Origin of the sequence: Nocardia tenerifensis NBRC 101015 (genome assembly GCF_000308715.1) — a bacterium.
In the GTDB taxonomy this organism is placed as follows: domain Bacteria; phylum Actinomycetota; class Actinomycetes; order Mycobacteriales; family Mycobacteriaceae; genus Nocardia; species Nocardia tenerifensis.
Map to the genome: position 1 here is coordinate 1 of NZ_BAGH01000559.1, position 13,077 is coordinate 13,077.

Annotated in this window: 15 protein-coding genes; 11 read left to right on the forward strand and 4 right to left on the reverse strand. The window is 68.3% G+C overall.

Features of this window, described 5'->3' with window-relative positions:
• Positions 1 to 215: 215 nt before the first annotated feature.
• A complete protein-coding gene (gene map, locus ON39_RS36655; protein ID WP_040741007.1) occupies positions 216 to 983 on the reverse strand; it encodes a type I methionyl aminopeptidase in 768 nt (255 codons plus the stop codon).
• 180 nt (positions 984 to 1,163) lie between these two features.
• Between map and ON39_RS36660 the strand changes: the two genes are divergently transcribed.
• Entirely contained in the window at positions 1,164 to 1,427 is a 264-nt protein-coding gene (locus ON39_RS36660) for a helix-turn-helix transcriptional regulator (RefSeq protein WP_040741008.1), read from the forward strand.
• 8 nt (positions 1,428 to 1,435) lie between these two features.
• Here the strand turns inward: ON39_RS36660 and ON39_RS36665 are convergent, their stop codons facing one another.
• Both ON39_RS36665 and ON39_RS36670 read right to left on the reverse strand, forming a co-directional pair.
• The gene (locus ON39_RS36665; RefSeq protein ID WP_040741009.1) at positions 1,436 to 1,822 is read right to left on the reverse strand and encodes a PPOX class F420-dependent oxidoreductase; all 387 of its coding nucleotides are present in this window, start codon (positions 1,820 to 1,822) and stop codon (positions 1,436 to 1,438) included.
• Between the two features lie 171 nt (positions 1,823 to 1,993).
• Positions 1,994 to 3,157, reverse strand: coding sequence for an epoxide hydrolase family protein (locus ON39_RS36670; RefSeq protein ID WP_040741010.1), 1,164 nt, complete (start codon positions 3,155 to 3,157; stop codon positions 1,994 to 1,996).
• A gap of 408 nt (positions 3,158 to 3,565) precedes the next feature.
• Between ON39_RS36670 and ON39_RS36675 the strand changes: the two genes are divergently transcribed.
• From ON39_RS36675 to ON39_RS36700, 6 genes are read left to right on the forward strand one after another with little or no spacing between them, the layout of a single operon-like run.
• Positions 3,566 to 4,414, forward strand: a complete 849-nt coding sequence (locus tag ON39_RS36675) for an FkbM family methyltransferase (protein ID WP_157195586.1) — start codon at positions 3,566 to 3,568, stop codon at positions 4,412 to 4,414.
• A 37-nt stretch (positions 4,415 to 4,451) separates the two neighbouring features.
• The gene (locus ON39_RS46385) at positions 4,452 to 5,102 is read left to right on the forward strand and encodes a SemiSWEET family sugar transporter (RefSeq protein WP_051187565.1); all 651 of its coding nucleotides are present in this window, start codon (positions 4,452 to 4,454) and stop codon (positions 5,100 to 5,102) included.
• A gap of 31 nt (positions 5,103 to 5,133) precedes the next feature.
• Positions 5,134 to 6,426 (forward strand): aspartate aminotransferase family protein, encoded by a 1,293-nt coding sequence (locus tag ON39_RS36685; RefSeq protein ID WP_051187566.1) that lies wholly within the window; start codon positions 5,134 to 5,136, stop codon positions 6,424 to 6,426.
• Complete coding sequence (locus ON39_RS36690; RefSeq protein WP_040741013.1) at positions 6,423 to 7,463, forward strand: zinc-dependent alcohol dehydrogenase; 1,041 nt, start codon at positions 6,423 to 6,425, stop codon at positions 7,461 to 7,463. Before ON39_RS36685 ends, ON39_RS36690 begins: the two co-directional genes overlap by 4 nt.
• Complete coding sequence (locus ON39_RS36695; protein ID WP_051187567.1) at positions 7,460 to 8,104, forward strand: HAD family hydrolase; 645 nt, start codon at positions 7,460 to 7,462, stop codon at positions 8,102 to 8,104. The genes ON39_RS36690 and ON39_RS36695 overlap by 4 nt, the downstream gene beginning before the upstream one ends.
• Positions 8,101 to 9,486, forward strand: coding sequence for an MFS transporter (locus tag ON39_RS36700; RefSeq protein ID WP_146251292.1), 1,386 nt, complete (start codon positions 8,101 to 8,103; stop codon positions 9,484 to 9,486). The genes ON39_RS36695 and ON39_RS36700 overlap by 4 nt, the downstream gene beginning before the upstream one ends.
• 84 nt (positions 9,487 to 9,570) lie before the next feature.
• On the opposite strand, the gene ON39_RS36705 is transcribed toward ON39_RS36700, so the two are convergent.
• Positions 9,571 to 10,371 (reverse strand): ArsR/SmtB family transcription factor, encoded by an 801-nt coding sequence (locus ON39_RS36705; protein WP_040741014.1) that lies wholly within the window; start codon positions 10,369 to 10,371, stop codon positions 9,571 to 9,573.
• Positions 10,372 to 11,021: 650 nt separating this feature from the next.
• Between ON39_RS36705 and ON39_RS36710 the strand changes: the two genes are divergently transcribed.
• The 4 genes from ON39_RS36710 to ON39_RS36725 all read left to right on the forward strand — a co-directional run.
• Positions 11,022 to 11,552, forward strand: coding sequence for a GtrA family protein (locus tag ON39_RS36710; protein ID WP_040741015.1), 531 nt, complete (start codon positions 11,022 to 11,024; stop codon positions 11,550 to 11,552).
• A 2-nt stretch (positions 11,553 to 11,554) separates the two neighbouring features.
• Positions 11,555 to 12,199, forward strand: a complete 645-nt coding sequence (locus ON39_RS36715) for a formylglycine-generating enzyme family protein (protein WP_040741016.1) — start codon at positions 11,555 to 11,557, stop codon at positions 12,197 to 12,199.
• Between the two features lie 217 nt (positions 12,200 to 12,416).
• The gene (locus tag ON39_RS36720; RefSeq protein ID WP_040741018.1) at positions 12,417 to 12,695 is read left to right on the forward strand and encodes a hypothetical protein; all 279 of its coding nucleotides are present in this window, start codon (positions 12,417 to 12,419) and stop codon (positions 12,693 to 12,695) included.
• Positions 12,696 to 12,742: 47 nt separating this feature from the next.
• Positions 12,743 to 13,077, forward strand: a 335-nt coding sequence (locus ON39_RS36725; RefSeq protein ID WP_157195587.1) for a helix-turn-helix transcriptional regulator, incomplete at its 3' end; no start/stop codon positions are given.

Here is a 13,077-nt window from a genome sequence, read left to right on the forward strand (position 1 = left end):
CAGCCCAGCGGCAACGGCCGCACCTTTCCATGAATCCGCACCCGGTGCAGGCTCCAGTGCGGGTGCGGATTCCGGGTACCAGTGCGGATCAAGCCACCGCTCGCACGCCCCATGCCCCAGGCAGCCCAGCGGCAACCGCCACACCTCTTCGATGAATCCGCACCGTTGGAGGGGCACTGGAGGCGGTGCGGACTCGGGTACCGGTGCGGTTCGAGTCAGTCTGCGGCGGTGAGGATTTCGGCGGCCCCGTCGGTGATGGCGATGGTGTGTTCGGAGTGGGCGGTGCGGGATCCGTCGGCGGAGCGGAGGGTCCAGCCGTCGGGGTCGGTGTAGATCCGGTCGGTGGTGCGGGCGAACCAGGGCTCGATGGCGATGGTGAGGCCGGGGCGCAGGCGGAACCCGCGGCCGGGTCGGCCGTGGTTGGCGACGTGCGGGTCCTCGTGCATGGTGCGGCCGAGTCCGTGCCCGCCGAATTCGGTGTTCACCGGGTAGCCGTAGTCGCGGGCGACGCCGGAGATCGCGGCGGAGATGTCGCCGATGTGGTTGCCGGGCAACGCGACCGCGATGGCGGCGGCGAGCGCCTCCTCGGTCGCGCGGATCAGGCGGAGATCCTCGGCCGCGGCGGTGCCGACCACGGTGGTGATCGCCGAGTCCGCCACCCAGCCGTCGATGCCGACGGCGAGGTCCATGGTCAGCACGTCGCCGTCGCGCAGGGCATAGTCGAACGGAAGGCCGTGCAGCACAGCGTCGTTGACCGAGAGACAGACGGTATTGCGAAAAGGCCCGCGGCCGAAGGACGGCGAGTAGTCCCAGTAGCAGGATTGCGCGCCACGCTGCCGAATCCGTTCACGTACATGGGCTTCCAACTCCAGCAGGTTCACCCCGACGCGGGCGCGTTCCCGCAACTCCGCCAGCACCTCGGCCACGAACCGGCCCGTGACCCGCATCCGCGCGATCTCGTCCGGCGACTTCAGCTCGACCATGAGCGTATTCCTCCTTGGTATTTTAATACCACCGTAGCCCACTCGGTATTTTTATACCAATCGCCGCCATCCCAGCTGTTGCTCTTGGCGTAGTTGCTGACCAACTTGATAGCTGGATGCGCATATCTACGTATCGACATAGAGTTGCGGTATTTAAATACCAGCAATACGCTGTGCGTCATGGTCCGCCTCCCCCTGACCCCGGCTCAGATCGACGCAGGTCGCCGCCTCGGCACCGCCCTGCGCGCCGCCCGAGGCGACCGCGACCTCACCGAGGTGGCCCGCGCGGCCGGCATCTCCCCCGAGACCCTGCGCAAGATCGAGACCGGCCGCCTCCCCTCCCCCGCCTTCGGCACCGTCGTGGCCCTGAGCCTCACCCTCGACCTCCCCCTCCAAGACCTCGCCGACACCTGGCGCGCCGCAGGCTTGGCCGAATCCGCCTAGCGGGCGGGTCACTCAGGCGGTCGGTGTGCGATGGCGATGCCGACCGAGCCATCCGCACCGCGAAACAGCTTGTGCGACTTGATGAGTAGCGCCCCGATGATCCCGTATTTGCGCGAGACCAGTTCCCGGACCCGCTGCGTGCCGTCCGCGTCGAGAATCGTTGCGGTGCCGGCGAACACCTCGCCCGCCTTCGGACGCCCGCGCGCGTCGGAGGCCTGCAGCGTCACCTCGGGGTTACGCCGGATGCGCTTGACCTTCCATGTCGCGGGGTTGGTCCACACGACGATCCGATCCCCATCCGGCGCCACCCACACCGGGGTCCCCACCGGCGTCCCATCCTTCTTGTAGGTCGTCAGCAGCGCGAACTTACTCGCGCCCAGTTCATTCCATGTCATAACGGAAACGGTAGACCGCCGAGCCCGGCCGGACATCCGCCGACGAGCGCGGATTCACGCTACGCGCCCCGACGTATCCACGGCACGCGGTGCGGGCCCCGCACCCCGCACCTCGCGTGGCTCCCCACCCCACACCCCGCGCACCCCCGCACGCCGCGCCCCCGCTCGCGCTCAACCGCGGTGGTCGCGGAAGAACGTCCGGACGTCCGCTACGAACAGCACCGGCTCCGACAAGGCAGCGAAGTGGCCGCCCTCGGTGTACTCGGTAAAGTGCTCGATGTGCCCGCCGGGGTTCATCACCCGGCTCATCAGCGGGCTCGTATTGAAGACCGCCCACCCCTGCGGCACTCCGGACGGCATCACCCAGTCCATACCGGAATGTGCTGTCTCCCAGAGGAACTGGGCGGCCGAAGCACCGCTGCGGGTGAACCAGTAGATGCTGATATTGGCGAGCAGAAGGTCGCGGTCCACCGCCTCGCCCGTCGAACGCGCCGGGTCGCTCCAGACCTGGAATTTCTCGGCGATCCAGGCCAGCTGCGCGATCGGCGAATCGGTCAGCGCGGCGGCGATGGCGTTGGGCTGGGTCGACTGCAACACCAGGTAGCCCTTCTGCTGCGCCCACCTCTCCTGTGCCTCCTCGATGGCCGCGAGTTCCTCGGCGGTCAGCCCGTCGGGCATCGGCAGTTGCTCGCCGACCAGTCCGAGCGAGCCGCGGTCGCTGTTGACGTGCGTCGCGATCACCCGCTCCGGGTACAGGGCCGCGAGCCGCCCGGTCACCCCCGCGCCGACGTCGCCGCCCTGGGCCGCGAACTTCTCGTATCCCAGCCGAGTCATCAACTCCGCGAAGGCTTCCGTCGTCCGCGACAACTCCCACCCGGTCGAGGCCAGCGGCGTGGAGAAGCCGAAGCCCGGCAGCGACGGAATCACGACATGGAACGCGTCGGTCGCGGCGCCGCCGTGCGCGACCGGATCGGTCAAAGGCCCGATCACATCGAGGAATTCGACCACCGACCCGGGGTAGCCGTGCGTGATCAGCAGCGGCGCCGCGTCCGGCTCGGCCGAGCGCACGTGAATGAAATGGATTGTCTGCCCGTCGATCTCGGTGGTGAACTGGTCGTGCGCGTTCAGCCGCGCCTCCTGCGCCCGCCAGTCGAAGTCGTCGCGCCAGTACCGCGCCAGCTCCGCCAGGTAGGCGGGCGCGATCCCACGCCCCCAATCGTTTTCGGTCCCCGGCACCGGGTGCGGCAGCCGGGCGTGCCGGAGCCGGTCGCGCAGCTCATCGAGCTCGGCCTGCGGAATGTCGATGCGGAAGGGAGTGATCGCTGTGTTCGTCATGGGAACCACTCTCGCGGGCAATGCGGAAGACTTGCTTCCGCGATTGGAAATTTCCTTTGAATCCACCCGATCGCAGCCCTCGCCGGCCCCCAATTCTCGGGGGACGCCCCGAAGGACCGCCGCGCGAATCACCCTTGACCTGCCCGGACATGAGCTGCGCTAAACCATTCCGGCGGGCGATGGTCCGTAGAGCGAACCAATTCTTTACCGGCCCCCGGCGGCGGTGCAGCATTGACCGTGGTTGCTGAAGCGGGGGTTCGTCCATCATCGAAATCCGGGTAACGCGGCAGGTGTCTGCCGCCCGTTTTCGGTGTCGGTGCGGGTCCGTATCCGCCTCATCCGTATTCATGTTCTCCGTTCTGTCAGACGCATATTCCGACGAGATGTCGCGAACATATGGAGGAAACAATGAAGAGTGCCGGAACCATGGCGCGTACCGCCGTGCGGCAAATGATGTGGCATCTCGCCCGGCGGGCGGCGCCGGTGGTGGGATTCGATGCGGACGGAATACGCTATTTCGTGCACACCGCGGACCGTGAGATCGCGCGCAAGCTGTTCGTCCGGGGATTCTTCGAGCGGGACGCGCTGGAACTGGCGAACAACGCGCTGGATCTGTTCGGCGGCCGATATGGATTGCGCGACCGGAAGTTCGTCGACATCGGCGCGAACATCGGCTCGGCCAGCCTGCTGGCCACGAAGGCGCTCGGCGCGCGTACGGCGGTGGCCTTCGAGCCTGCGCCCGCGAATTACCGACTCCTTCGGATGAACATTCTGGCGAACGACCTGGAGGACCGAGTTCGCGCCGTCGAATGCGCGCTCTCCGACGAGGAGGGCGACGCCTGGCTGGAGCTGTCCCCGGACAACCTCGGCAATCACTATCTGCGAGACCGGCGGCCGGTCACCTCGTCCGTCGCCGTGCGAACCAGAACCTTCGACGCGTTCGTCCGCGACGGCGAGATCGACCTGGACGACGCCGGAATGATCTGGATGGACGTGGAGGGCGCGGAATTGCGCGTACTCCAGGGCGCGAAGAATCTGCTCGAAGCGGATGTGCCGCTGGTCATGGAGTATTGGCCGGGCACATTCTGCGAGGACGATCACGAAACGCTGATCGCGACATTGCGCGATTCGTACAGCACCTATCTGGATCTGCGTGACCCGGCGGCCGGACCCACACCGACCGCGCGCCTCGGCGAATTGCATAAGAACTTCCGAGGCGACCAGATCCTGACCGACATTCTGCTGGTCAAATCCTGACCGGCCATTGATCGACACATAACAGGAAGAAACAGTAATGTCCTTGTGGATCGAGGCGATAGGCACGGTCAGCGGCGCGATATCCCTGGTGGCGTGGCTGCCGCAGTTGAAACTCACCTGGCAGACGAGAAAGGCCGGGGACATTTCCTGGTCTTATCTGGTCGCCGTAGTGGCCAGCATTCAGTGCTGGGTGCACTACGGCTCGTTGAAAGGGTCGGCGTCGCTGGTCGCGACCCAAGTGGTCGGCGGCGCACTCGTCGGGGCGCTCATGGTGTTCAAGGTCCGCGCGGACCGGGATACCGGCGCCGCGGTGCGGGTCGCCGCGGCGTCCGTGGCGGTAGCCGCGGTGATTCTGTCCGCCCGCGGGCAGGTGCCGGTCGAGTTCATCGGCACCGTCGGCGGCTGCATCGCGCTGGCCGCCTGGCTGCCCCAGCTGGCCAGGACCTATCGGACCCGTTCGGCGGCCGACCTGTCCCTGGCCTACCTGCTCGCCGGATTGAGCTCGAGCGCCGGCTTCATCCTCTACGGCCTGCTGATCGACTCGGCGTCGCTGATCGTCACGCAGATCCCGAACTGCGGGCTGGTCGTCTCGCTGATCCTGCTCAAGCTCAGGCACGCGATTCCGGCGGTCATCGAGGTGACCGAGTACGTGCCGGAGCCGATCTTCGGCGCACCGGAAACCCCATGAGCACTACCCACGAAAAGTTTTGGGAGACACCATGTCCGCATCGAAACCAGCCAGAACCGGAACCCTGACCGACGCCAGACGCTCGATCAGGGGACGCGGCCTCACGATCGAACTGCCCGACGGCACAACGTTGCTCGACGCCGTCTCCGGCACCTTCAACCTGCCGCTCGGCTACAGCTACCCCGGCGTGGTCGCGGCCATCCGCGAGCAGGCCACGCACGCGGTGCACCTGTCCTCGGAGTTCACCGGGGAACGCGCCCAGGCGGCCGTGCGGCCGCTGTTGGAGAAGGCGCCGCCGGGAATCACCAAGGCCTGGGTCCGGGATATCACCGGCTCCACCGCGAACGAGTGCGCGGTGCGCATCGCACAGAAGGCGACGGGGCGGCGAGAGGTGCTCAGCCTCTTCCTTTCCCATCACGGCCAGACGCTGTTCACCACCGCACTGTCGGGAAACTCCTTCCGGCGCAGTGCCTTTCCGGCCGCCCAGTCGGGGTCGGGCGTGAAGATCCCCGCGCCGTACTGCCACCGCTGCTTCTACGGACAGAACTATCCGGACTGCGGCCTGATGTGCGCGGACCGGATGGAGGACTTTCTCGAATTCGCCAGCGGGGGTTCGGTCGCGGCGGTGATCGTCGAACCGGTGCTCGGCAACGGCGGAAACATCGTGCCGCCGCCCGGCTATTTCGAGCGGCTGCGCGATATCTGCGACCGGCACGGCATTCTCATCATCGCCGACGAGGTGCAGACCGGACTCGGCAGGCTCGGCACGGTTTTCGGCTCGAGCGCGGTCGGGCTGCGGCCCGACATCATCACGCTCGCGAAAGGCCTTGGCGGAGTTGGCATGCCGATTGCCGCGGTGCTCATGCGGCCGGAACTCGATGTGCTCGCGGCCTTCGAACACTCCTTCACCTCCGGGGCGAATCCCCTGGCGCTGGCCGCGATGGAGGCGACGATCGAGGTGATCGCCGACGACGAATTCCTGGCCGAGGTGCGGCGCAAAGGCGCGGAGCTCGGCGACCTGCTGAAAGACCTCGGCAAGCAGAGCGCTCTCGTGAGCGAGGTGCGCGGGCTGGGCATGATGTGGGGTTTGGAGATCTCCGACTCCGATGGCTCGCCGGATGCCGCGACCGCGCGCGAGATCATTCGCGTCGCACGCGCGGAGGAACGACTCGTGCTCCGGCCGTCGCGCTACGGCTTCGGCAATGTCGTCAAGGTCCGGCCCGCGCTCGTCGCGCGCGACGACGAAATCACCGATATCACCGAACGACTCGCGCGCACCCTCACGCGCGTGGAGAAGCAGATCTCGACAGGAGCGAACCGATGAAAGCACTGATCTACCGAGCACCGTGGACCGTGGACCTCGGCGAGATCGACGAACCCGCGCCGGCAGCCCGCGACGATGTCGTCGTCGAGCTGCGCGCCATCGGCATCTGCGGAACCGATCTCGGCATAGTGTCGGGCAGTTACCCACCGGTGCGGCCGCCGGTCGTGCTCGGCCACGAGGCCGCGGGCGTCGTGCACGCCGTCGGCGCGGGCATCACCGATCTCGCGCCCGGGGATCGGGTCGTGCTCGACCCGACCTACTCGTGCCAGTACTGCCGCATGTGCGTCTCGGGTCGCTCGAATCACTGCCTGCACAAGGACGGCACCGAGTGCGGGGTGAGCGCCGACGGCATGTTCAGCAGGCTGCATCTGACCCAGCGCCGGTTCCTGCACCGGTTCCCGGACAGCGTGCCCTTCACCGCCGCCGCGCTCACCGAGCCGCTCAGTTGCGCGGTCACCGGCGTGAAACAGCTTGTCCTGCGCACGGATCACACGGCGGTCGTGGTCGGCGGCGGGCCGATGGGCGTGCTCTACTCCCACGCGCTCGCGGTGCGCGGGGTGCTCGGCGCGGTGGTGGAAGTCTCGGCCGCGCGCCGGGAGGTGATGAGCGCGGCGCTGCCCGACGGCTGGTCCGCCGCAGCGGATCTCGACGCGGCGATGCGCACGGTCGGGGCCGGGGACATCGGGTTCGACATCGTGGTCGAGACGTCCGGCCGCGCCGTCGACGCCGCGATGGCGCGGCTCGCCCGCGGCGGGCAGTTGCTCGCGGTCGGCCTCGGCGGACCCGCGATCTCGGTGGACCCCGCGGTATTCGCCGATCACAGCAAGCGGCTGGTCGGCTCGATCGACTCGCTTGACGGAAGCTTCGCCGCCGCACTGGATCTCATCGTGTCCGGGCGGATCCCCGCGGAAAAGATCGTCAGCCACGTGTTCTCGCTCTCGGACTACGCGAAAGCGTTCGGGCTGCTGGGTATCGATCTGGACAACGGCCTGCGCACCGCGCCGGAGGGCGCGCTCAAGATTGTGCTCACGCCGTGACCGCCGCCGTGTTCGACTTCGACGGCCTGCTGGCCGACACGGAGCCGCTGTGGGCGCTGGCCGAGGAGTCCTTCGTCGTCGAGCACGGCGGCCGTTGGGCCCCGGAGCTGCGCCGCTACACCCACGGACGGTCGGTGGCCGACAGCGCCGTCGCGCTCGCCGCGCACGCCGGGGCCGACCTGTCGGCGGAGGCGGCCGAGGCGGATCTGCTCCGGCACTTCGAGGCGGCCGCGGGCCGGGGCACGGTGCCGTTGCTGCCGGGCGCGCTCGCGGTGCTCGCCGCGTCGGCGGGCACACCGCTGGCGGTTGCGTCCAACACTCCGGCGGCGCTGCTGGGAAAGATGTTGGAGCGCACGGGAATCAGGGACCGGTTCGGCGCAGTCGTCGGCGCGGGCGACGCACTCGCCGCCAAACCGGCGCCCGACGTATATCTCGCGGCATGTCGGGCGCTGGGCGTGCCGCCCGAACGGGCGTACGCGCTGGAGGACTCCCAGCCGGGCGTGGATGCCGCACTGGCCGCGGGGCTTTCGGTGATCGGCGTGAACAGCGACCCCGACGTGCGATTGACCGGATGCCGCCGGGTCGCGTCGCTCACCGAGCTGCTGCCGACGAGACCGGGGGACCCGTTGTGGCCGGGGTGAGCGCGGAGCGCCTGCGCGCGGCCAGGTTCGGCGTCGCGACGGCCTTCGCGGTCAACGGCGCGCTGCTCGGCACGTGGGCAACGCGCATACCGGAGGTCAAGCGCCACTTGGACATCGGGGCCGGACTGTTCGGGCTGACGCTGTTCGCCGTCGCCGCGGGCAGCCTGCTCGCCATGCCGATCACCGGCTGGATCATGTCGCGCTACGGCAGCAAGGTCGTGCTGCCGTTCGCGACCGTGGCGGCCTGCCTGGTCATCGTTCCGATCGGCGCCGCCGACTCGGTGGCCGAGGCATGGCCGGTCCTGTTCGCCTGGGGCATCGGCCTCGGCAGCATGGACGTGGCGATGAACGCGCAGGCCGTGACGGTGCAGCGGGCGCACACGCGGCCGGTGATCAACGGCATCCACGCGTGCTTCTGCGCGGGCGGGCTGGCCGGTGCCGTGACCGGTACCGCGGTAGCGGGAAGTGTCGGCGTGAGTTGGCATTTGACCGGGGCGGGGCTGCTCGGACTCGTGTTCGCGCTGCCCCTGCTGCGCAACCTGTTGCCGGACTTCGAGATTCGCGAGGGCGAGACGCCCGTGGTCGCCGCGGCGGCACCACGGCGCGCGCTCCCGCTGGTCGCGTTGTGCGCGGCCGGTTTCGCGGCGATGCTGGCCGAGGGGGCGATCACGGACTGGTCGGCGATCAGGATGGCGGAGACGGGAGTGTCCGCCGGCCTGGCCGGCATCGGCTACGCGGTGTTCGCGCTGGCCATGTTCGCCGGACGGGCCTTCGGTGACGCCGCCGCGGCCCGGTGGGGTCACGCGCGCATCGTCTCGGCGGCCTGCTGCGCCGGAATGATCGGAGCGGCTGCAGGTTTCGGCGCGTCCGGGCCGGTACCGACGGCGGTCGCCTTTCTCGCTCTCGGTGTCGGACTGTCGTGTCTGATGCCGTATCTGTTCATCGCCGCGGGGCAGGCGGGTCAGGGCACCGCGATCGCCGTCACCGCCGTCAGCACCAGCGGATACGTCGGCCTGCTGGTCGGTCCGCCGGTGATCGGTGGGCTCGCGGAGCTGTCCGACGTGGCTACGGCGCTGTGGATTCTGCCGGTCCTCATGCTCTGCGGCGGCTGGCCCGCGCTGACAGCCCTGCGGCGCAGCAATGCCGACCGGCGCGGAAACTCCGATCGACGCGGCAGCTCCGGCCGGTGCGGCAATTCCGACCGGCACAGCAACTCCGACCGGCACAGCAACTCTCACCAGCGCAGCAGCTCCCACCAGCGCAGCAGCTCAGGCCGGTGCAGCAGCTCAGGCCGGTGCAGCAGCTCAGGCCGGTGCAGCAGCTCAGGCCGGTGCAGCAGCTCCGACACGACCAGACCGACGCCGGACCCGCTCGACAAGTGACCCGGAAGCAACTGCACCCCAACCTGTTTGCCGGTCAGTGGCCGGCCGTTCCCCAACGGCCGGCCGCACGGCTGACCCGAAAACTCAGGCGTACAACGCCTTTCCAGTCTCCAACAGCGTCTTCAGATCGCTGAGCGTCTGACTCCACCCACCACCCGCACCGGGCGTCTCCCCCGCGGTCTGCGCGGCGGTCTGCGGCGCGCCGGTCACGTCGTGGGTGACGGTCAGGACGGAGACGCCCTCGCCCTCATCCTCGATCTCATAGGTGAGGCGAGTGAAGTCCTCGCCGAGAAACAGTGCGCGCCAGGTCTGTACGAGCCGCCGCGGCGGGTCGGCCTCGAGCACCTCGCCGTCGATCACCACCTCCGGCGCGCCCTGCTCCTTCATCACCTCGCTGGCCAGCCCGCGGAAAGCGCCGCCGGGCCGCAGGTCGTAGTCGACCGGCGCCTGGTAGCCGAACTTCACGGTCCACTCCGGCTTGGTGATCGCGTCCCAGATCGCCTGCGGCGTCGCCTTGATGTACACCCGATACACCTGAAGGGTGCGGGCGTCGGTTCCCTGTGTCATGGCTTGCTGCTCCAATTCGTGTTTCAGATCGATGAGCGCGGCCGCGGCCCGCTCGGTGTACTTGCCGATCCACCGGTCGTGGATCAGGCGAATCGGGACCGGGTTGAGGAAGTGCAACTTCTCCCGGCCCGATCGGCGCGTGACGATCAGCCCGGCGTCCTCCAGCACCCGCAGGTGCTTGGCCACGCCGAAGCGGGTCATCGCCAGTTCGGCCTCGAGCTCGCCGAGTGTTCGCCCGTCGCGGGCGAACAGCAGGTCGAGCAGGAACCGGCGGCTCGGATCCGCGAGCGCCTTGAACGCCAGGTCATCGTCTGCCACGTCACGTAAGATATGTGACCAAAAGGTCACATATCAATGGTCGCTCGATCGACCGCGTCACCCTTCGATGGCCGCCGGAGCACATCGCAATGCTCTTTCACGACCTCGGGCACCTTCACCGCAAAGACTCGATGGTCTAAGCCGGGATCGGCGGGCGCCTGCCGATATCCCGCGCCGGAACTCGGATCAACCTGTTGGCATGTTGGATCGGCCATGCTCGTGTAGCAGCCGAACTACGGTGGCCGGCGACGTCGATGAACGACACCGACGGTCGATGAACCGACCCGAAACGCACTGCGGGGGCCTCAGCTCGCGGCTGAGGCCCCTGCGGTTGTGCCGACCGGTGTCCGAGCGATTTCCTCTGGGCCCCGGCCTCAAACAGGAGCCTTTCACACTTTCGACCGTTCGGCTCACCGAGCGAGGCCGCGATCGGTGCGGGCGAACGCTCGTGCATCTGTACGAGCGGCGCGTGCACGCGCGTGCACGCGAATCGCCGCTCGAAAGCCGTTCGCAGATAACGAATTAGCAACACCGCGTACAGAATGTGCCCAAACTGTTCCGCTCACCGACACCGGCCCGGCCCCGGGAATTCGCGCCCCGGCTACGGTCCGCCCGCGAGTGCCCTCGCACCCCTCCGATAGCCTGGCCGGATGTTCTTGGTCCAGATCGTCGCCGCTCGCGTGCCGAGCCGAATGCTGTCGGTGTTCGTGCGGCACGCGGAGTTGCTGAAGTTCCTGACCGTCGGGGCGATCGCCTTCGTCACCACCTCGGTGCTCTTCTTCGGCTTGAAATGGACTGTCCTGGAGGGCAAGCCGGTGACCGCGAACGTGGTCGCCGTGCTCATCGCCACCGTCGTGTCCTATGTGCTCAATCGCGAGTGGGCGTTCACCGCGCGCGGCGGGCGTGAGCGCCGTCACGAGGCCGCCCTGTTCTTCCTGGTGGCCGGCGTCGGCATGGTGATCAACCAGCTGCCGCTCGCGGTGTCGAGCTACCTCTTTCAGCTGCGCACCCCGCACGTCTCGGTCCTGGCGGAGAACATCGCCGACTTCATCAGCGCGACGGTGATCGGCACGCTGCTCGCCACCGTTTTCCGCTGGTGGGCCATGCGCAAGTTCGTCTTCCCCGACCCGGTGCGACCCGACCTCGAACACGACGAGCCGGTGTCGGAGACCCGAGCCTGACCATGCTGGTCACCATCCCCGCGGGTGAGGTGACGCTGACGGATCGCCGCACCCAACGCAGCTGGGCGGTGCCGGTCGCGGCGTTCGAGCTGGCCCCCGTCCCGGTCATGCAGGAGCTCTACGCGCAGGTCACCGGTCAGCGGCCGAGCAGCACGCAGGGCGATCGGCTGCCGGTCGACAGCGTGTCGTGGTGGGACGCTCTGCGATTCTGCAACGCCCTGTCGGCGCGGGAAGGCCGGGCGCCCGCCTATCGACTCGACGACGAGCACGCCGAGTGGGACGAGTCCGCCGACGGCTACCGCCTGCCGACCGAGGCCGAGTGGGAGCACGCGTGCCGCGCGGGCAGCACTGGCCCGCACTACGGCGAACTGGACGAGATCGCTTGGTACAGAGGCAATTCGGGCGAGCGCGTGCACGAGGTGGGCGGCAAACGGCCCAACGCCTTCGGCCTGTACGACATGCTCGGCAACACCTGGGACTGGTGCTGGGACATCTACGACGCCGAGGTCTACGGCTCCTACCGGGTGTTGCGCGGCGGTGGCTGGTTCGACGAACACTGGAGCTGCCGCGCGTCCGTGCGCCGCCGCAGCCACCCGACGCTGCGCCTGGACGACGTGGGATTCCGCGTCGCACGCACCTCGAACTGATCAGGCGTCCGGCGACAGCGTCGGTCGAGTTACCCTCCGCGAGCTTTCCGCACGCGAATTACGGCGTGCCGAACGGACATTCCAGACAGTTTTGTCCAGTAGACGCATGAATTCGTCGCCGGCGCACATACTGTCCAGTACAGGCATGGCTATTACCCAGACAACGCGCACGTGCCAGCTCGAGCAGGTGGCACATCGACCCGAAGCGAGCGTACTCATGGTTATCCACGCTGTGCACAACGCCCTTCTAGCGCAGATCGGCAATCCGACCCCGGAGCCGCCGCCGAACTCGGACAAGATCTTGCAGATGGTCCGCTACCTCACCTGGCTGGTCCTGCTGTCCGGCGTCTGCGGAATCACCTTCGCCGGTGGACGTTTCGCCTGGGAGAAGTGGCAGGGCGGGCCACTCGCCTCGCCGAAGATGATCGCCGGAGGCATGCTCGGCGGCGTCATCGCCACCAGCGCGGGCACGATCATGAACGCCATCATCGGCTGAACCGATCGCGGAAGACGCTTTTCCTCGATCGCTGCCATGATCGAGCCATGTTGGAGACCTCCGCGCGTCTGCTGCGGCTGCTGTCGCTGCTGCAACTGCATCGCGACTGGACCGGGCCCGCCCTCGCCGAGCGGCTCGGCGTGTCCACCCGCACCATCCGCACCGACATGGAGCGGCTGCGCACCCTCGGTTATCCCGTGCACGCCACCCCCGGCGTCGCCGGCGGCTACCGGCTCGGCGCGGGCTCCGCGCTGCCGCCCCTGCTGCTCGACGACGACGAGGCCGTCGCGGTGGCGGTCGGGCTGGCCACCGCGGCCAACGGGGCGGTGACCGGCATCGAGGAGACCTCGGTGCGGGCGCTGGTGAAGTTGCAACAGGTGTT

Bases quoted from the DNA above. Each gene is read 5' to 3' on its own strand.
- map (WP_040741007.1), bottom strand. From the start codon at position 983: ATGGTCGAGCTGAAGTCGCCGGACGAGATCGCGCGGATGCGGGTCACG.
- ON39_RS36660 (WP_040741008.1), top strand. From the start codon at position 1,164: ATGGTCCGCCTCCCCCTGACCCCGGCTCAGATCGACGCAGGTCGCCGC.
- ON39_RS36665 (WP_040741009.1), bottom strand. From the start codon at position 1,822: ATGACATGGAATGAACTGGGCGCGAGTAAGTTCGCGCTGCTGACGACC.
- ON39_RS36670 (WP_040741010.1), bottom strand. From the start codon at position 3,157: ATGACGAACACAGCGATCACTCCCTTCCGCATCGACATTCCGCAGGCC.
- ON39_RS36675 (WP_157195586.1), top strand. From the start codon at position 3,566: ATGAAGAGTGCCGGAACCATGGCGCGTACCGCCGTGCGGCAAATGATG.
- ON39_RS46385 (WP_051187565.1), top strand. From the start codon at position 4,452: ATGTCCTTGTGGATCGAGGCGATAGGCACGGTCAGCGGCGCGATATCC.
- ON39_RS36685 (WP_051187566.1), top strand. From the start codon at position 5,134: ATGTCCGCATCGAAACCAGCCAGAACCGGAACCCTGACCGACGCCAGA.
- ON39_RS36690 (WP_040741013.1), top strand. From the start codon at position 6,423: ATGAAAGCACTGATCTACCGAGCACCGTGGACCGTGGACCTCGGCGAG.
- ON39_RS36710 (WP_040741015.1), top strand. From the start codon at position 11,022: ATGTTCTTGGTCCAGATCGTCGCCGCTCGCGTGCCGAGCCGAATGCTG.
- ON39_RS36715 (WP_040741016.1), top strand. From the start codon at position 11,555: ATGCTGGTCACCATCCCCGCGGGTGAGGTGACGCTGACGGATCGCCGC.
- ON39_RS36720 (WP_040741018.1), top strand. From the start codon at position 12,417: ATGGTTATCCACGCTGTGCACAACGCCCTTCTAGCGCAGATCGGCAAT.